The following is an 18,002-nucleotide window of genomic DNA, read 5'->3' on the forward strand; positions in this document are numbered from 1 at the left end:
TCACACGGAGTGAACGGAGTCAACGGAGTTAACGGGGGAGCCGGTGTTCTCCGCTGACTCCGCGTGATCCTCATCCGGCCGCCGCCTGCGCCCGGGACAGGATCCGCTCCGCCGCCCGGAGCCCCGCCGTCACCGCGCCCTCCACCGTCGGGGCGTAGAGGTAGTCGCCCGCGAAGGCCACGCGCGGGTCCGTCTCCAGGCCCCCGGCGCGGAAGCGGGCCAGGTGCTCCAGCGAGCCCGGCCGGAAGAGCGTCCACCCGTGCGGCCACGGGTAGAGGCGCACCGCCTGCAGCATCGACTCGATGCGGGGGAACGGCTTCGCCAGGTCCGGCAGCGCCGCCCGGAGCGCCTCCTCCGGCGCCAGGCCGAGCCAGCGCGCGCCGGCGTCGGGGAGGGGGAAGACGACCAGTGCGCCCCGCCCCGGCGGCACCAGGGCGGCCGGCTTGGCCTCCAGCGCGCAAACGGCCGCCGCCGCGCGCGACTCGCCGCGGGCGAAGGAGAGTCCGAACCAGCGCACCCCCAGCGGCCGGTCCGTGACCAGCCCCAGCGTGGCCGTGGGGCGCACCGCCACGCCCGCCAACCAATCCGCCAGCGCCGGCATCCAACCGCCCGCCAGCTCGCGGGCCGCGGGCGCGGGGACCGCCACCACGGCGGCGTCGAAGCGCTCCGACCCGGCGTCGCCCGCGACCTCGACCCCCGCCCCGTCCGCGCGCACGGCCCGCACGGGCGCGTCCAGGCGCACCTCGCCGCCCGAGAGGCCCACCGCGCGCGCCAGCAGGCCGCAGAAGGCGGCGGCGCCGCCCCGGAGCGCCAGCACCTGCATGTGGGTGCCCTGCCGCGCCAGCGCGTGGTAGAACCCCGCGCTCGCCTCCTCGGCCGCCAGCCCGTAGAGGGTGGCCAGGAGGGGGTGGGCCAGGAGGTCCACGAAGTCGCGCCCCAGCTCGCGCTCGCCCCAGCGGGCGATCGACTCGCGGTCGAGCCCCGCGCCTGCCGCGAGCTCCAGCGCGTCCATCCGCAGGCTCTCGGCGTGGCGCGAGAGGAAGGGGAGGTAGTGGGCGCCCAGCCTCAGCTTGAGCGTGAAGGGGAGCGCCCCCGAGGCCAGCATGCTGGTGGGCGAGCCGTAGACCACCTCGTGCGCCTTCCCCCCGCGCCAGAGCGCGTCGCGCCCGGGCGCCTCGGCGCTCAGCCCGTCGCCCCCGGCCTCGCGCAGGAGCCGCAGGAAGGAGCGGAACGCCGAGGAGAAGAGCTGCACGCCGGCGTCGATCCGCACGCCGCCCACCTCGTCGGTGAAGGTGCGGCCGCCGACCCGGCCCCGCGACTCGAAGACCGTGACCCGCGCGCCCGCGCGCGCCAGCCGGAAGGCCGCCGCCAGCCCCGCCGGCCCGGCGCCGGCCACCGCCACCCGCATCGCCTCCGCGCTCATGGCGGGGCGGCGGACGCAACGCGCGCGCCGCCGGGCGCTTGCCGCCCCGGAACGTCCGCTCTAGTTTGCGCCGTACCACCGTCACCTCCCCACCTGGAGCACCCATGAAACGCAGAGAGTTCCTCCTGCAAGGCAGCGCGCTGGCGGCGGGCACGGCCCTGCTGCCGCGGCTGGCCCGGGCGAGCGAGCCGCGCGAGGACTGGTTGCAGGACCCGCAGACGCGCGAGCTGGCCATGCGCGCCCTCGACGCGGCCAGGAGCGCCGGCGCATCTTACGCCGACGTGCGCATCTCCCGCGCGCGCAACCAGGCGCTCGGCACCCGCGAGCGCCAGATCACCTTCTTCAACGACGCCGACACCTTCGGCTTCGGGGTGCGCGTCCTGGCCGGCGGGGCCTGGGGCTTCGCCGCCAGCCGCGACCTCACCCCCGACGAGGTGACGCGCGTGGCCCGCCAGGCGGTGGAGCAGGCGCGCGCCAACGCCCGCGCCATGCAGCGCCCGGTGGAGCTGGCGCCCGCCGAGGTGCACCGCGACGCGAAGTGGACCTCGCCGGTGGAGGTCGACCCCTTCACCGTCCCGATCGAGGAGAAGGTGGCGCTGCTCCTGGCCGCCAACGACGCGGCGCTCAAGGTGCAGGGGGCGCGCTTCGTCAACTCGCTGATGTTCTTCCTCAAGCAGGAGAAGACCTTCGCCAGCACGGAAGGGTCCTACATCGAGCAGACCCTCTTCCGCTCGTGGCCCACGATGAACATCACGGCCGTGGCGCCCGACTTCTCCGACTTCCAGCAGCGCCAGTCCACCGACGTGGCTCCGCGCGGGCTGGGCTACGAGCACGTGCGGGGCGCCCGGCTGGTGGAGACGGCCCCGCGCTGGGCCGAGGAGGCGGTGCAGAAGCTCTCGGCCAAGCCGGTGCAGCCGGGGCGCTACGACCTGGTGCTCCTGCCCACGCACCTGTGGCTCACCATCCACGAGTCGATCGCGCACCCCACCGAACTCGACCGCATCATGGGGTTCGAGGGCAACTACGCGGGGACCAGCTTCATCTCGCCGATCCAGGACTACCTGGGGAGGTTCCGCTACGGCCCCGACTTCATGAACATCCAGGGCGAGCGCTCCATGCCCGGCGGGCTCTCCTCGGTGGGCTACGACGACGAGGGGGTCAAGCCCGACGAGTACCTGATCGTGAGGAACGGGATGCTGAACGACCTGCAGACCACCCGCGAGCAGGCGCCGTGGCTGTCCGACTGGTACCGGCAGAGCGGGCGGCCGGTGCGCTCGCACGGCAACAGCTACGCCGAGAACTGGTCGGTGGTGCAGTTCCAGCGCATGCCCAACGTGAACCTGCTGCCCAACGCGCAGCGCGACGTGAGCGTCGAGGAGCTGGTCTCCGGCGTCCAGGACGGGATCCTGATCGACGGCGACGGGAGCTTCTCCATCGACCAGCAGCGCTACAACGCGCAGTTCGGCGGGCAGGTGTTCCGCGAGATCAAGAACGGCCGGATCACGGGGATGCTGAAGGACGTCGCCTACCAGATGCGCACCCCCGAGTTCTGGAACTCGATGGATGGCCTGGGCGGGCGGGGCACCTGGTTCGTGGGGGGCTCCTTCTTCGACGGCAAGGGGCAGCCCTCGCAGTCCAACGCCGTGTCGCACGGCTCGCCGGCCGCGCGCTTCCGCAAGGTCAACGTCATCAACACCGGACGGAGGGGCTGAAACCCAATGGCCAGCAAGTACTTCTCGCGCGAGGAGGCCGAGGCGCTCGCCCGCCGGGTGCTCGGCTTCTCCACCGCCGACGAGGCGCGCGTGAACATCCAGAGCGGTACCCGCGGCAACACGCGCTTCGCCCGCAACCAGGTCTCCACCGCGGGCGACGCCTACGACGCCACCCTGACCGTCACCAGCGCCTTCGGGAAGAAGGTGGCCGCGGCCACCACCAACCGCTTCGACGACGCGTCGCTGCGCCAGGTGGTGCAGACCAGCGAGTCGCTGGCGCGCCTGGTCCCCGAAGACCCCGAGTACCTGGGCGAGCTGGGGACGCAGCAGTACCCGACCTCGGCCGGCTTCTTCGAGACCACGGCCAACCTCACCCCCGAGCAGCGCGCGGCGGCGGTCACCGCCATCACCGGGCCGGCCGAGCGCGCGGGGCTCGTCTCCACCGGGTTCCTGGACATCCTGGTGGGCTCGCAGGCGGTCGCCACCAAGCGGGGCCTCTTCGCCTACCAGACGGCGTCGATCGCGAACCTGACCACCACGGTGCGCACCCCCGACGGCACCGGCTCGGGGTGGGCGGGGACGGCGGCCAACGACTGGACGCGGCTGAACGCGGCCGAGCTGGGCGACCGGGCCATCCGCAAGGCGCAGCTGTCGCGCAACCCGCGGGCGGTGGAGCCCGGCGAGTGGACGGTGATCCTGGAGCCCACGGCGGTCGCCAACCTGGTGAACCTGCTGATGTTCTCGATGGACGCGCGCCAGGCCGACGAGGGGCGCTCGTTCTTCTCCAAGCAGGGCGGGGGCAACAAGATCGGCGAGAAGGTGATGGACCCGCGGGTGACCATCGTCTCCGACCCCTCCAACCCGCAGGCGCCGATGGCGCTGTTCAACGGGCAGGGGCTGCCGAACAAGCCGATGCGCTGGATCGAGAACGGCACGGTGGCCAACCTGCAGTACTCGCGCTTCTGGGCGCAGAAGCAGGGGAAGGAGCCCACCGGCTTCGCCGACGGCTACGTGATGAGCGGCGGCAATTCCAGCGTGGAGGAGATGATCCGCTCCACCGAGCGGGGGCTGCTGGTGACGCGCATGTGGTACATCCGCGGGGTGGACCCGCGCACCATCCTCTTCACCGGCCTCACCCGCGACGGCACCTTCCTGATCGAGAACGGGCAGATCACCACCGCGGTGAAGAACCTGCGCTGGAACGAGTCGCCGGTGTTCATGCTGAACAACGTGGAGGCGATGAGCCCGCCGGTGCGGGTGAGCGCCAGCGAGTCGGGCGAGGCCGACAGCGGCGCCGTGCTGGTCCCCGCCATCAAGGCGCGCGACTTCACCTTCACCTCGCTGTCGGACGCGGTCTGAACGGCGGTACGGGGTACGAAGTACGGGGTACGAAAGTACGAAAGTACGAAAGTACGGAGGGCACCCGGCCGATTCCCGGCCGGGTGCCCCTTTTCTCGCGCCTCGCCGCCGTCATCCCGAGGGGCGCGGTAGCGACCCGAGGGATCTACTCGGCGTTCCCGGTGGCTCGCTCCCGGCGCAGGAGCCCGGTCCGCACCTCGCACCTCGCACTTCGTACTTCGGTTTGGCGACGGCGATGCTTGTCGATCGGATGGCGAAGATTACCTTGACATCCGCCTCCGTCTGCCGCCCGCCCGGGTGGCGGACACCGCCTCACCCCCCGTCCTCCGCCCGCCCATGCCGACTCCCGCCCGCCCCGCCCGTCCGTTCGTGCGCCTCGCCCTGGCGCTGCTCCCGGCGCTGCTGCCCGCGGCCGGCCTGCACGCGCAGCGCGCATACCTGCTCCAGGGCACCGTCGTCTCCATGGACCGGCCGCCCTTCGAAGGCTACGTGCTGGTGCGCGACAGCGCCATCGCCCTGGTGGGCGCCGGGGCGCCCCCGGCCGAGGCCGCGGGCGCCGTCCGGGTGGGCACCACGGGCGTGATCTACCCGGGGCTGCTCGACTCGCACAACCACCCCACCTACAACGTCCTCCCCCTGTGGAACGCCCCCCGCAGGTACGACAACCGCTACCAGTGGCGCCGCGGCGAGCCCGCCTACGCCACCTACATCACCCGGCCCTACGGCTGGCTGCGCGACTCGGTGCGCGTCTCCACGCAGATGGCGGTGTGGGCCGAGGTGCGCGCGCTGGCGGGCGGGACCACAGCCCTGCAGGGGTGGGGCCCCAGGGACGCCCTGCTGGTCGACGGCGACCTGGCCCGGGCCGTGGAGGCGGCCAACTACGGGCACCGGTTCGCGGGGGGCACGGCCATCGACCTGCCGCAGGGGGCCGTGCTGGGCCCGAAGCACGACAGCCTGGCCGCGCTCTCGCCGTGGCTCCTGCACCTGGCCGAGGGGCGGCCCGGCGACTCGGTCTCCGTCCGCCAGGCCGACAGCCTGTCCCTGTCGGGCCTGCTCTCCCCGCGGCTCACGGTGATCCACGGCACGGCGGTGCCCGTGGCGCAGCTGCGGGCCTGGGCCGACAGCGGCGTGAGCGTCACCTGGTCGCCCATCAGCAACGGGCTGCTCTACGGCGCCACCACGCCCATCGACAGCGTGTGGCGCGCGGGGGTGAACGTCTCCCTCGGGAGCGACTGGGGCCCGTCGGGCTCCAAGAACCTGCTGGGCGAGCTGAAGGCGGCGGACCTGTGGAACCAGGCCCACGGGCGCCCGTTCTCCGACTCGCTGCTGGTGGCCATGGTGACGGTGCACCCGGCGCGGGCGCTGCAGTGGCAGGCCTGGGCGGGAACGGTGACGCCGGGGAAGGCCGCCGACCTGGTGGTGCTCGACCGCATCCGGATGGACCCGTACCGCAACCTGATCGAGGCCACCGAGCGCAACGTGCAGCTCGTGCTGGTGGGAGGGCGCCCGATGTACGGCGACGCCGACGTGCTGGAGCCGCTGTACCCCGGCGGGGTGGAAACGGTGGGGACGCTGCTGGGGCGCGCCAAGGCGCTGGCGCCCCCCGCCACGCCGGCGCGCCCGGCCTTCGCCGCGGTGCAGGGCGCGCTGCAGCGGGCGTTCGCCGACACCGTGCTCGCGTGGCGCAGCCACCTGGACCCGCTCTTCACGGCCACCGACACCGCGTACTTCGGCGTGCTGGCCGCGAAGGCGGGCCCGCTCACCTGGCTGGCCGGGATCGAGAGCTACTACCGCCGGCCCGCCGCCACGGGGCCGCGGTCCACCTTCGCGTACGCCCGGCCCGACCTCTCGGCCCCGGTGGCGGGCGTGTTCCCGCCCGGCGTCCCGGTAACCGTCGTGGAGAAGGTGGAAGTGGCGCCGGGCCAGTGGTGGGCGCTCGTTTCTCCCGGCCTCGGGGCCACCCGCGCCGTCGGGTACGTGCCGATGCAGGACCTGGCCGCCGGCCCCTGATGCCGGATCCGGTAGAACGATCTGCGAAAAGCCTCACACGGAGTCAACGGAGTCAACAGAGAACCCCGCAGTTCTCCGTTGACTCCGTGTGAGACATGCAGTTACGGGATCTCGCCCCCGACGATCCCCTGACGCCGCCGAGCGGACGAAAGAAGGGCGGCGGAGCCAGATCGCTCCGCCGCCCTTCGAGGTTCCGTACTTCGCACTTCGCACTTCGCACTTCGCACCGCCGTTACGCCGCCTTCCCCGTCTTCCACCGCCCGAACGGGAGCGACGGCGCGGGGCTCACCTCGGGCGGGCCCCACACGAAGGCCAGGTGCGGGTTCGCGGCCGGCGCCGCGCCGTCCTGCACCACGATCCCCACCGCCGTCGCATCGTCTTCGGCGGGCAGGTCGCCGGCCGCGTCGTTGGATTCGCGCATCAGTTCGTCGCCCAGTGTCTCGTGGTGCCCCCGGCGCGCGGAACGGCGCCCGCCCGGGTGCAGGCACGACCCGTACCGGAACGGCCACAACCGTAAGCTGCTGCCGGATCGTGTTTTGGGAGGGGCGGTGCGGGCGCGCCGCGCCGGGGCTGTGTCAAAAGGAGATCACGCGGGCGTGTTCAAACGACACAGGCGACGCGCCCCGGCTCGTCCACGGCTCCCGCGGCGGGCACGGCGGCCGGGGCCGGGGAGAGCTCGCGCAGGGGGATCACCAGCGGCGAGCGCGCCTCCATCTCGGCGCGGCGCTGGGCGGCCCAGGCGCGGTAGCCGGGGAGCTTGAGCATGCGCACCAGGTAGCGGTCCACCGCCGCGCAGAGCAGGATCTCGGTGAGCTGGTACTGCCCGCCGCGGGTCACGCGCAGCTCACTGACCACCTGGTCCGCAATGGAGAGGAGGTGCGAGCGCGGTATGGATTCCTTGTACTCCTCCACCTGCGCCTCCACCCAGTCCAGGTAGGCGCGGCGGAGCGAGCGGTGCGACGGTGCGCTCATGGACGTGCCTCCGCGATGCGGATCGCGCGCGTGGTCCGGTGCAATAGTGCGCTGGGGTGATTGAGGGGTCATGCCGGCGGATGGCCGCAAGGTAACGTCAGGTGCGCGCGGCATCAAGGGTTGCGTGCGAAAAGAGCTCGCGGCACCCCGCGCAGAAGTCGCGGCCTTTGCGGTCCGTGTCCTCAATGTCGCGCGAGGGGTACATGACGCACGACGGGTCCGCGCAGTGCTCCAGCCCCGCCGCGTGCGCCAGCTCGTGCACCGCCTCCTTGACCGCGCGGTCGAGGTAAAGCGAGGAATCATCCGGCTTTGCGGGCTTCAGCGCCGCGAGCCCCACCACCGCGCACCCGCCCCCCACCGCCGCCTCGCCGAAGACGCGCCCCTCCCCCGGCGCCACGAGCTCCGCGTCCGCCAGCGCCAGCCGGAGCCCCCCGCGCCCCTCCGCGTCCGCCCGAGCCAGCAACGCGTCGACCACCGCGTCCGAGCGCACCCGGCCCTTCGCGTCCACCCACTCCGCCGCGACCGGGAGCGGGGCGGCGACCACCGGGTCCACGCCGAGCCGCGCCTCCAGCTCCGGGCGCAGCCGCTCGACGAGGGACGTGGGAACGCCGCCGACCGGGACCAGCTCCAGCCGGCGGCGCGGGACGGGAGGCGTCACGGATCGCTCAGGCGTCCGCGGCGGTGTCGGAGCCGGCCGGGCGCGCGGCGCGGCGGAAGACGCCCTGCGTGGCCACCACGGCCCGGGCGATCTCGATCATCGCCTTGCCGCGCTGCTGGCTCTCGCGCTGCAGCAGGCGGTACGCCTCGCCCTCGGCGACCCCCCGGATCTCCATCAGGATCCCCTTGGCGCGCTCGATGGTCTTGCGCTCCTCGATCTTGCGCGACAGCTCGCTCACCTGCCCGCTGAGGCGCGACCACTCCTCGAAGCGGGCGCTGGCCAGGCGGATGGCGGGGACCAGCTCGGCCTGGCCCGCGGGCTTGGTGAGGTAGTTGAACACCGGGAGCTCGGCGGCGCGGTCCAGGTACTCGGGGTCGGTGTGCGCCGTCAGCACGATGATGGGGATCGGGCGCGTGCGGGTGATCTGGTCGATGGCCTCCAGCCCCGTCATGCGCGGCATGTCGATGTCGAGGATCGCCAGGTCGGGGTGCTCGCGGTAGGCCAGGCGCACGGCCTCGGCGCCGTCGGGTGCGGGGCCGATCACCTGGTGCCCGTGGTCTTCCAGGAACACCTTGAGCGCCTGCGCGCTCGCCTGCTCGTCGTCGGCCACCAGGATCCGCATCTGCCACCTCCCGCACCCGGACGCAGCCTTCCTGCAGGGCGGAACCAGCGGCGGTCCCGTCGCTCCTTCCGCCGGCACACCGGCGCTGGAGCTGGTCACGCGGATGGGCAGATTCCGTACCGGTGCGCGGGCATCGCCGGAGCCTCGCGCGCAAGGTGTTGCGGGGGAAAAAGATCGGTGCAGGGGAGCCTCCACGCCGGCCCGCCGGGCCCCGGCGGGCCGGCGTGGAAGAGGGTCGGAACGGCGGGCCGGCGGGCGAGTCTCCCCCGGGTCCGCCGAAGGGAATCGGGCGCGCCCGCCTGTCCGCGCGGGGGAGCCTCACGGCTGGCCCGCGTTGTTCACCACCACGTACGCGGGCGGCACGGTGTACGAGCCGCTCCCCGGCTGCGTGGAGACCTTCTCGTTCATTCCCCCGGCGTCGCGGGTGCGGACCCGGTAGTAGACCTTCACGTCGCCGCTCGCCCCGCCGAGGGCCGTCCAGTCGGCGGCGCTCGGGGTCCAGGTGCCGTAGCACTGCGGCTGCGCCGTGGCCGACACCGTCTGCCACCCGCTGCCCACGACGCTCGCGAACGCGGGCGTGCCGGAGAGCTCCACCTGGTACTGGGTGTGGCAGGGCGAAGGCGTCGCGGCCGACGGGGAAAACGAGCTCGCCACGCCCGACGCGTTGAACCTGTAGCGCGGTCCCGTCCAGACGCGGAACGTCGGCGGAGCGTCGCCCCGCTGCGCGTAGTCGAACTCCGGGTGGACGATCTGGTCGATCGTGTTGTCGTCGCCGGCGTCGTTGTCGAACACGTCGACGATCGCGTCGCCGCCCATCTCGCCGCCGCCGGCCGCGGGGCAGAAGGTCGGATCGCCGGTGGCGGCGTCGCCGTCGATGCAGCTGGGCGGGATCAGGAAGACGCCGACGCGCGCCCAGCCGCTGAGGAGCTTGTTGGTGGTGTGGGCGCCGTTGTGGGCGAACCCCGGCGGCCCTCCCGGCTGCCCGGCGGTGGCCCACTGCTGGGCCATCTGCCGGAGCATGTCCTGCGCGTAGCGGTAGATGTCGCGGTCGCAGGTGCCGACGCACGTGTTGCTCAGGAACCCGTAGTTGTAGAGCGCGCGGTTGATGCGCACCCAGTACTGCGGCGTCCCCGAGGGGAGGCACTTGCTGCGCATTCCCTGGCGCGTCAGCCACATCGCCGTGGTGACGATCTGCATGTCCGCGTAGTCGCCGGTGAGGGTCGCCCGCCGCTCCGGGAAGTGGTCCTGCACGGACGCGGGGGAGAACGGCTCGCCGATGCTCGACAGGCGCGGAAGATACCCGTCTTCGTCGTGGGTGGCGCAGTTCTCCGCCGCGTCGGCGCCGCCGCCGTTCTTGCGCGACCACCCGGCCTGGCAGGGCGTCGACGCGTAGGCCTGCGCCCAGGCGTCGGCGAAGTCGTGGAACCTGTCGTGGGCGGAGGGGGTGGGCATCGGGCAGGGAGACGCGCCGCACCAGTCGTCCGGCCGGCGCTCCTGCAGGCGCGGAGTGCTGATGTGGGCGAACTCGTGGGTCATGCTCGTCGGATCGGTCGTGCCCGGCAGGACCGCCGGGTCGGTCATCCCCGGCGGGACCGGGCCGAGGAAGCCGCCCGGGACGTCCGGGCAGGACGCCGCCGAGAAGCCGGTCCCCAGGGCCAGCCTCAGCCTGGAGGTCCCGCTGCCGCCGAAGGCGTCGTAAAGGGCGGAGTTGGACCCGCTGTGGTCCGTCCAGACGGTGGTCGCCGCCTCCGGGAAGGTCGGGAACGTTCCCGCGTTCATCAGCGTCTCGCGGTAGCTGTGCAGGTGGGCGTAGGCGTTGACCTGCCGGAAGGTGTTGTTGCCGCCGTTGGAGCAGAGCGCGTTCGCCGCGTCGTTCAGCGGGCTCTGGTTGAAGTTCGCGAAGGTGGCGCTGCCGGCCGGGATGCTCACCTCGCCGTCGTCGAAGTCGCCGTCGCCGAACCGGTCGAAGCGGTTGAACACCCCGCTGCGGCTGAGGACGTACTGGCCGCCGCTGGCCCCGTCCACCTGGAAGGAGCGCGTCTGCGTCGGCGTGTTCGGGTCGCGCCGCCACGAAGCGCCCGACGCGGAGACGTTGTCGAACTGCGGAGCGAGCTCCAGCAGCCGGCCGTCCCGCGCGTCGATCCACGCCATCCAGCTCAGCAGATTTCCCGGCTGCGGTGCGTCCGCGGGAAGCGCGAAGAGCAGCGTGCGGTAGGCGTAGCGCAGGCCGATCACCTGGCTCCCGTCGTCGGCCCGCGCCGCGCCGTAGGGGAGGAGGACCAGGACGGCGGGCGAGCGCCGGAGCTCCGGGAGGCGCTGGCTGATCCCGCGGAGCCGGAGCACCTGCGCCTGGCCCCGCTCGACCGCCTCCCGGGGCGGCAGCTCGACCGCGTTGGTGATCCGGTAGCGGTTCAGGACGGCGCCGTGGACGCTCGTGACGGTCTCCCCCTCCCACCGCGCGGCGATGACGCTGACGTGCTCGATGGGGATGCTGTCGACGCGCTGCGTGAAGACGTACTGGATCCGGGGGCGTTCGATGTCGGCCTTGAACTGGGCGAAGCTCATCCCGTAGGCGAGCTGGAAGACGCGCTCGGCGACGGGGTTCGACCTTCCCTCGATCATCGCCTGGCAGACGGCGTGGAACCGCCGGTAGCGGTCTCCCTCCACCTCCTTGCAGGTCTCGCCGGCCAGTCCGGAAAGGTTCGGCGTGGGAAGGGTCTCGCCCTGCGGCCGCGCGAGCGGCAGCCCGATCTCGCGGATGCGCTCCCCGTACCCCATCGCCCGCAGGAGCGGCGCGACGGTGCGGTCGAACACCTCCCGGGCCGTGAGCGGGGGAGCGGTGCGCGGCGGGAGGTTCACGATGAAGTTGTCGCCGTCGAACGACGGGAACTTGCCGCGCGCCCCGTCGGGGAGGCGGGAAGGATCGAACTGGAGCCGCCCCGTGATGGGAATCGGCTCCGCCTGGATCTCGTGCTTCAGGTTCTCCTGGTCACGGTCCGGATCCTGGAAGCCGACGGCCGCCGGAGCCAGCGAAGGCCCCGAGCACGCCGAACACGCGAGCAGGACCGCGGCGAAACCGGCGAGCTTGCCTGGGTTCATGATCCGCCTCCTCATTTTCCGGGTGATCCATATAAAATTGGCCAGTCGAGCGCTGCGTTGGGGCAACAATCACACCCGGCTTCATCTGTCTGGCGCATTCTCTCCAACTCGGCTCCGGCAGCGGCGCTACACGATCTCCCACCGCAGACCGGCGGTCCGCCGCCGTGGGGCGCGCGCGCCCCAGCCGGAGCTGGCGAGGGACAGCCATGGCCCAGTGCCGCCCGGCACGGAGCCTTCGTCGGCCGAAGCGGCGTCGATGGCCGCGGGCGGGGTGGGCGAGGCGGGATCGCTCCCGGGAGCCGGCGGAGTGCCGCGGAAGGGGGCATCCAGAACCGATACCAGCTCTCGAAAAAGCATTGTGCATGTCATTCCGAGGGAGCCGCGCTCCATCGCCTGCGCACGGGCGAAAGGGAAAGGCGACCGAGGAATCTAACCGACGCCGCTGGAAGCTCCGCTGTTCGGCTCGAGCCGCTTTCCGCCGGAACCGACTGCGCGAGGTGGCAGCCCTCTGCCGGGGTCGGCTGGATTCCTCGTCGTTCCTCCTCGGAATGACATCATCAGTGGAGCGGAATGCACACTGATCCACCGGAACCGGGATGACATGCGAAAGTGCGAAAGCAACCACCGTTCGATTGCTTTCGCACTCACGCACTCACGCACTGACGCACTTCGGTTTTACTGCGCCGTCTCCATCCCGTAGCGCAGCAGCTTGCGGTAGAGCGTCGACGGGTCGATGCCGAGCACCTCGGCGGCGCGGGTCTTGTTGCCGCCCTCGGCGTGCAGCACCCAGTGGATGTAGGCGCGCTCGATGATCTCCAGCGTGGGGTTGGGCGGCAGGCTCGCCTGCACCAGCGGCTGCGGCGCGCGCTCGGTGATGCGCGACGGCAGCGCGGAGGGGAGGATCTCGCCGTCGGGGGTCATCACCGCGGCGCGCTCCAGCGCGTTCTCCAGCTCGCGCACGTTCCCCGGCCAGTCGTACGCCTGCAGCTCCTGCAGCGTCTCGGGGGCGAGGCGCAGCTCCCTGCCGCGCCCCTCGGAGAAGCGCTTGAGGAAGTACTCGGCCAGGAGCGGCACGTCGTCGGGGCGCTCGCGCAGCGGCGGCAGGTGCAGGGTGATGACGTTCAGGCGGTAGTACAGGTCGCTGCGGAAGCCGCCGCGGCGGATCTCCTCCTCCAGGTCGCGGTTGGTGGCGGCGATGATGCGCACGTCCACCGGCACCGGCTCGGTGGCGCCCACCGGGATCACCTCGCGCTCCTGCAGCACGCGCAGGAGCTTCACCTGGGTGGCGGGCGACATCTCGCCCACCTCGTCCAGGAAGAAGGTGCCTCCCTTGGCGGCGACGAAGAGCCCCTGCTTGTCGCGCACGGCGCCGGTGAAGGAGCCGCGCACGTGCCCGAACAGCTCGCTCTCCAGCAGGTTCTCGGGGAGCGCGCCGCAGTTGATGGAGACGAACGGCCCGTCGGCGCGCCCCGACAGCTCGTGGATGAAGCGCGCCAGCACCTCCTTGCCGGTGCCGCTCTCGCCGGAGATGAGCACCGTGGAGTCGGTGGGCCCCGCGGTCTCGGCCAGCTTCAGCACGTCCAGGAACTTCTTGGCCTTGCCGGTGGGGCGGGCGGCGTCGGTGCGGTCGCGGCGGCGGATCTCGGTCTTGAGCGCCTGGTTCTCGCGCTTCAGCTGCCGGCTCTCGGCGGCGCGGCGGCAGATGGCCACCAGCTCGTCGTTGGCGAACGGCTTCTGGATGTAGTAGAAGGCGCCCTCGTTGACCGCGCGGATCGCCGTCTGCAGCGACGCCTGCGCCGTCATCAGGATCACCGGCATGGAGGGGTCGAGCTCCTTGGCGGCCAGCAGCACCTCCAGCCCGCCCACGCCCGGCATGCGCACGTCGGAGAGGAGCACGTCGGGGCGCACCTCGTGCATGCGGTCGATCCCCTGCTGCCCCCCCACCGCCGTCTCCACCTGGAAGCCCTCGCGCCGCAGCAGGATGCGCAGGGTGTCCAGGATCGCCGTCTCGTCGTCTACGATCAGGATCTTGGGCTCGCTCACGTGGTGGCCTCTTGCCTCTGGGTCGTGGCGGCGGCCGGGACGTCGTGATCGTCCGCGGCGGCCGCGCGCAGGTACAGCGTGAAGGTGCTCCCCCAGCCGGGGAGCGGCTCGTCGACGAACACGGCGCCCCCGTGCGCCTCGGCCGCGCGCTGCACCAGGGCGAGGCCCAGCCCCGTGCCGCCGGGGCGCGCGGTGAAGACGGGGTCGAAGACGTGCTCGGCGTGCTCGGCCGGCACGCCGGGGCCGCTGTCGGAGACGCGGATGCGTACGGCCCGGGTGTAGGCGAGCGCGGCGGAGAGGATCTCCGACTCCACCAGGTCCATCTCCACGGCCACGCGCCCCCCGGGGCCCGCCCACTGCACGGCGTTCAGCCCCAGGTTCAGCACCGCGCGGTGCAGCAGGTCCTCGTCGCCCTGCACCACGGCGGCGGCGGCGCTCTCGTCCACCTGGAAGCGGACGTCCATCCCCTCGGCCTGCGGGTGGGCGCGCACCAGGTCCACCGCGTGCTTGACGAGCGAGGGCACGTAGAGCGGCGCCGGGGTGCGCACCTTCACGCGGGCGAAGTCCAGGAACTCGGTGAGCAGCCGCGACAGCCGGTCGCTCTCGCGCACCACCAGCTCCTGCAGCAGCTGCCGGTCTTCGGGCTGCATCCCGTTGCCGGAGAGCTGCTCGGTGGCGCTGCGGATGGAGGCCAGCGGGTTCTTGATCTCGTGCGCCAGCGATGCCGAGAGCTCGGCCACGGCCTCCAGCCGCTCGGCGCGGCGGCGCAGCGCGTCCAGGCGCTTGCGCTCGGTGATGTCCTGGAAGATGGCGGTGACCGAGGGCGGGTCGGTGCGCTCCAGCAGCGTGGTGGAGACGCCCAGCACGGTGCCGTCGGCGCGCTCGCCGGTCTCCCAGCGCCGCACCGGCTCGTGGTTCTCGCGGGTGGCGCGGATCACCCGCCCCAGCCCCGGCGCGGCGCGGTCGAGCGCCTCCAGCACGGGCCGGCCGATCCAGGCGTCGGAGTCGATGTCGAGGAGCTCCGCCCCGGCGGGGTTCATGTACGCCAGCCGCCCCTCGCCGTCCACGGTCAGCAGCCCCGTGGCGATGCCGGCCAGCACGTCGTCGGTGTCGAGCTTCAGCTGCCTCAGCTCGGTCTCCACCTCGCCCAGCACGGCGCCGGTCTGCCGCAGCCGGTCGCCGATGTAGCCGGTGACCAGCGCCACGGCGCCGAAGAGCGCGCACTGCAGCAGCACGCCGGGGTCCATCCCGTGCGCCGAGAGCGCCACGTCGGCGAAGTAGAGGATGCTGGCCAGCACGCCGATCACGATGCCGCCCAGCATCGGCAGCAGCACCGCCCCGGCCACGATCACCAGCACGTAGAGCGGGGCGAAGCTGCTCTCCCGGCCGCCGGTGAGGTGGACGACGGCGGTCACCAGGAGCACGTCGAAGAGCACCTGGGCGAAGAGGTAGCCGCGCCCGGGCTCGCGCCGCGCCAGGTGCGTGTACCAGAAGGAGAAGACGGTGACGGCGTAGACGGTCGCCGTGAGCAGCGTGGTGGCCAGCGTGGTGGCGGGCGGCGCCTCCTTCCACGCCCAGGCGGCGGCCACGAAGATCCCGGTGGCGAGCGCCAGGCGCCCCAGGTACTCCCACGACAGCACGCGCCGCGGCTCGGGGAGGCTGCCGCCGGAGATGCGGCCGGTCACCACCTCGGCGCTCCGCTGCACGGGCTTCGGCGCGGCCGCGCGCGAGTGGCGCGGCCCGGGAACGGGGTCATCGGGTTGTGCGACGGGAGGGATGGGACGTAAAACGTTGGGGCGTATTGTCGGTGCGCGGGGGCCGGATGTCAAGGTGGGCGCCCGCTGGCCTTAGCTGGCCGTCTCCACGTTTTCAAGGAAGGGAGCCACCGTTCCAGGTGTGCTCGGGATCAGGGAGAAACGTTAACCCAGCACCATCACATTGGTCTGCAACAATCAGCCACCCGCCCGGAACCTTCGCGCGGTAGAGCCTGCTGTACAGAGCAGAGCCTTCAGGAACCAGCGGGCTCCGGATCATGGCCTGCAGACGATCGAAGTGTAAGGTCTGGCTCACTCGCTGCTCGTCCTTTCCGATTGGCGTCAGATCCATACGTGTCTGATTGGATTTCACTCCCTGATCCGGAACTTCACGATCTGGTGGTCGTTGCGGTAGGCGGCGTAGAGCTCGTCGCGGTCGGTGATCGCCATGCCGAAGACGACCCCCCTGCCGCCGACGTCGCCGACGAGGTGGCCCTCGGGGGTGAAGACGCGGATCGCCCGGCCCAGGTCGCTCACGTACACGCGCCCCCGCCCGTCGAGCGCGAGGTCGTTCGGGGAGCGCAGCTGCTCGGGGCCGTCGCCGCCCTTCCCGCCGAAGCGGTCCACGAAGCGGCCGCTCGGGTCCAGCCGGTACACCTCGCCCGTCCACTGGTCCAGCACGTAGAGGTCGCCCGTGCCGGCGACCGCCAGCCGCGCGGGCGACGCCTGATCGCCGATGGCCGCGTGGGCGTCGATGGTGCGGAGCACGCGGCCGCCGGGGCCGAGCTGGACGATGCTCGACGGCCACTCGACGGCGTACAGGGTGCCGTCCAGCGCGAGCGCCACGTCGGAGTACGTGGCGCTGCGCTGCCGCCGCCCGACCTCGCCGAGCAGGCGGCCGGTGGCTCCCTCGTAGCGCCGGATGCGCCCCGACTGCACCACGTACACGGTGCCGCCGCGGTCGGCCGCCAGGTCCACCAGCGGCATCTTCGGGTCCGCCATCCACTGGGTGACGAAGGTGCCGAGCGAGTCGAACACCTGCACGCGCCCGCCCTGGTACTCGGCCACGTACACCCGCCCCTGCCCGTCCACCGCCACGCCGCGGGCGTCGGTGAAGCGCCCCGCGCCGGTCCCCTTGCCGCCGAACGCCAGCACCCGCTCCGCCAGCCCGCTCTCTTCCGCCGCGCGTGCTCCCGGGCGCGCGGGCGAGGACGCGCCGCGCTCGGCCACGGGTGCCGCGCCCTCCCCGGCGGGCGCCGACTCTCGCCGGAGCAGCATCAGCGGCAGCAGGGCGCCCGCGCCCGCCAGCACCAGCAGGAAGAGCGCGCAGCCGACGAGCACCCTCGCGTTCGGGGGACGCGGCACGGAGCCCGGTGGCTGCGCGGCGGCGATCCGCTCGACCGCCTCCTTCGCCTCCTTGAGCCCCACGCCCGTGCGCTCGCGGTACAGCTGTATGGCGGGGAGCCACTGCCCGGCGCGCAGCAGCCGCACGATCTCCGCGGTCGTGTCCGGGGCAACGCCGCGGGGGTGCCCGGCCCCTGCCTCGGACAGCAGGACGGCGGCCCCGCAGTAGGGGCACTTCACCCGCGTCTCGCCGGCCGGCGGCAGGTCGAGGGGCGCGGAGCAGGTGGGGCAGTGCAGGGAGGCGGGCATCGGTCGGCGGCGTGGCGGGCGGGGAGGACGGAACCCGGGGAGCAAGATGGCGCCGCGTCCGCGGGCAGACAACCGTGCGGGCCGCCGGAACGGCGGCCGCTGCCCGCCGCGGGGCCTCGAATGTGCTGGGGCAATCGTGTTCCGCGGGTGTTGCGGGACGGTTCGCCCTCCCGTCAGATTCCAGATCCTACCGGATTGCACTCATGCCGAGGAAGAGCTTCCGCGTACGCGAGCGCCTGGCGCTGCGCAGGTCGGGGATCCACGGGCGGGGGGTCTTCGCGCGGGAGCCCATCCCGGCGGGCACCCGGCTGATCGAGTACGTGGGCGAGCGGATCACGCAGGAGGAGGGCGACCGGCGCTACCCGTGGGACGACTCCGCCCCCTACCACACGCTGCTGTTCACGGTGGAGGACGACCTGCTGGTGGACGGCGGGGTGGGGGGGAACATCTCCCGCTGGATCAACCACTCGTGCGACCCCAACTGCGAGTCGGTGATCGAGGACCGCCGCATCTACATCGACGCCGTCCGCGACATCCAGCCGGGCGAAGAGCTCACCTACGACTACCACTTCATCGTCCCGGGGCGGGTCACGCCGGCCGTCAAGCGCCGCTACCCCTGCCACTGCGGCGCCGCCGGCTGCCGCGGCACCCTCGTCCGGAAGAGACGGCGCTGACACACGATCGAACGACGGCAAGG

At 72.6% G+C, this 18,002-nt stretch carries 13 protein-coding genes; 4 read left to right on the forward strand and 9 right to left on the reverse strand.

The features are described 5' to 3' along the window. Positions 1-70: 70 nt before the first annotated feature. Positions 71-1,423 carry an FAD-dependent oxidoreductase gene (locus tag VF746_28530; GenBank protein ID HEX8696399.1) on the reverse strand — a complete coding sequence of 451 codons (1,353 nt, stop codon included), beginning with the start codon at positions 1,421-1,423 and terminating at the stop codon, positions 71-73. Between the two features lie 104 nt (positions 1,424-1,527). Here VF746_28530 and VF746_28535 point away from each other — a divergent pair, with 104 nt between their 5' ends. The 3 genes from VF746_28535 (at position 1,528) to VF746_28545 (ending at position 6,504) form a co-directional block, all read left to right on the forward strand. Then, the gene (locus tag VF746_28535; protein HEX8696400.1) at positions 1,528-3,135 is read left to right on the forward strand and encodes a TldD/PmbA family protein; all 1,608 of its coding nucleotides are present in this window, start codon (positions 1,528-1,530) and stop codon (positions 3,133-3,135) included. Positions 3,136-3,141: 6 nt separating this feature from the next. Further along, positions 3,142-4,494: a TldD/PmbA family protein gene (locus tag VF746_28540; protein ID HEX8696401.1), complete on the forward strand. Its 1,353-nt coding sequence runs from the start codon at positions 3,142-3,144 to the stop codon at positions 4,492-4,494. Between the two features lie 336 nt (positions 4,495-4,830). Next, positions 4,831-6,504, forward strand: coding sequence for an amidohydrolase family protein (locus tag VF746_28545; GenBank protein ID HEX8696402.1), 1,674 nt, complete (start codon positions 4,831-4,833; stop codon positions 6,502-6,504). A 232-nt stretch (positions 6,505-6,736) separates the two neighbouring features. Here VF746_28545 and VF746_28550 read toward each other — a convergent pair whose 3' ends face one another. From VF746_28550 to VF746_28585, 8 genes are all read right to left on the reverse strand, one after another. Further along, on the reverse strand, positions 6,737-6,925 hold the full coding sequence (locus VF746_28550) for a hypothetical protein (GenBank protein ID HEX8696403.1): 189 nt from the start codon (positions 6,923-6,925) through the stop codon (positions 6,737-6,739). 179 nt (positions 6,926-7,104) lie between these two features. Beyond that, a complete protein-coding gene (locus VF746_28555; protein ID HEX8696404.1) occupies positions 7,105-7,476 on the reverse strand; it encodes a hypothetical protein in 372 nt (123 codons plus the stop codon). Positions 7,477-7,573: 97 nt separating this feature from the next. Continuing rightward, positions 7,574-8,134 carry a hypothetical protein gene (locus VF746_28560; protein HEX8696405.1) on the reverse strand — a complete coding sequence of 187 codons (561 nt, stop codon included), beginning with the start codon at positions 8,132-8,134 and terminating at the stop codon, positions 7,574-7,576. A gap of 7 nt (positions 8,135-8,141) precedes the next feature. After that, positions 8,142-8,756 (reverse strand): response regulator, encoded by a 615-nt coding sequence (locus VF746_28565; protein HEX8696406.1) that lies wholly within the window; start codon positions 8,754-8,756, stop codon positions 8,142-8,144. A gap of 318 nt (positions 8,757-9,074) precedes the next feature. Next, on the reverse strand, positions 9,075-11,855 hold the full coding sequence (locus VF746_28570) for a hypothetical protein (GenBank protein HEX8696407.1): 2,781 nt from the start codon (positions 11,853-11,855) through the stop codon (positions 9,075-9,077). 675 nt (positions 11,856-12,530) lie between these two features. Then, positions 12,531-13,898 (reverse strand): sigma-54 dependent transcriptional regulator, encoded by a 1,368-nt coding sequence (locus tag VF746_28575; protein ID HEX8696408.1) that lies wholly within the window; start codon positions 13,896-13,898, stop codon positions 12,531-12,533. Beyond that, entirely contained in the window at positions 13,895-15,604 is a 1,710-nt protein-coding gene (locus tag VF746_28580; protein HEX8696409.1) for an ATP-binding protein, read from the reverse strand. The genes VF746_28575 and VF746_28580 overlap by 4 nt, the downstream gene beginning before the upstream one ends. Before the next feature lie 417 nt (positions 15,605-16,021). Continuing rightward, on the reverse strand, positions 16,022-17,305 hold the full coding sequence (locus VF746_28585; protein ID HEX8696410.1) for a hypothetical protein: 1,284 nt from the start codon (positions 17,303-17,305) through the stop codon (positions 16,022-16,024). A 203-nt stretch (positions 17,306-17,508) separates the two neighbouring features. Here VF746_28585 and VF746_28590 point away from each other — a divergent pair, with 203 nt between their 5' ends. Then, positions 17,509-17,979 carry an SET domain-containing protein-lysine N-methyltransferase gene (locus VF746_28590; protein HEX8696411.1) on the forward strand — a complete coding sequence of 157 codons (471 nt, stop codon included), beginning with the start codon at positions 17,509-17,511 and terminating at the stop codon, positions 17,977-17,979. The last annotated feature ends 23 nt before the right edge of the window (positions 17,980-18,002 follow it).

The organism is Longimicrobium sp. (genome assembly GCA_036389795.1).
Classification (GTDB): Bacteria; Gemmatimonadota; Gemmatimonadetes; order Longimicrobiales; family Longimicrobiaceae; genus Longimicrobium.

Excerpts from the sequence above, each read along its gene's own strand:
- VF746_28530 (HEX8696399.1), bottom strand. The coding sequence starts at position 1,423 with ATGAGCGCGGAGGCGATGCGGGTGGCGGTGGCCGGCGCCGGGCCGGCG.
- VF746_28535 (HEX8696400.1), top strand. The coding sequence starts at position 1,528 with ATGAAACGCAGAGAGTTCCTCCTGCAAGGCAGCGCGCTGGCGGCGGGC.
- VF746_28540 (HEX8696401.1), top strand. The coding sequence starts at position 3,142 with ATGGCCAGCAAGTACTTCTCGCGCGAGGAGGCCGAGGCGCTCGCCCGC.
- VF746_28545 (HEX8696402.1), top strand. The coding sequence starts at position 4,831 with ATGCCGACTCCCGCCCGCCCCGCCCGTCCGTTCGTGCGCCTCGCCCTG.
- VF746_28550 (HEX8696403.1), bottom strand. The coding sequence starts at position 6,925 with ATGCGCGAATCCAACGACGCGGCCGGCGACCTGCCCGCCGAAGACGAT.
- VF746_28555 (HEX8696404.1), bottom strand. The coding sequence starts at position 7,476 with ATGAGCGCACCGTCGCACCGCTCGCTCCGCCGCGCCTACCTGGACTGG.
- VF746_28565 (HEX8696406.1), bottom strand. The coding sequence starts at position 8,756 with ATGCGGATCCTGGTGGCCGACGACGAGCAGGCGAGCGCGCAGGCGCTC.
- VF746_28570 (HEX8696407.1), bottom strand. The coding sequence starts at position 11,855 with ATGAACCCAGGCAAGCTCGCCGGTTTCGCCGCGGTCCTGCTCGCGTGT.
- VF746_28585 (HEX8696410.1), bottom strand. The coding sequence starts at position 17,305 with ATGCCCGCCTCCCTGCACTGCCCCACCTGCTCCGCGCCCCTCGACCTG.
- VF746_28590 (HEX8696411.1), top strand. The coding sequence starts at position 17,509 with ATGCCGAGGAAGAGCTTCCGCGTACGCGAGCGCCTGGCGCTGCGCAGG.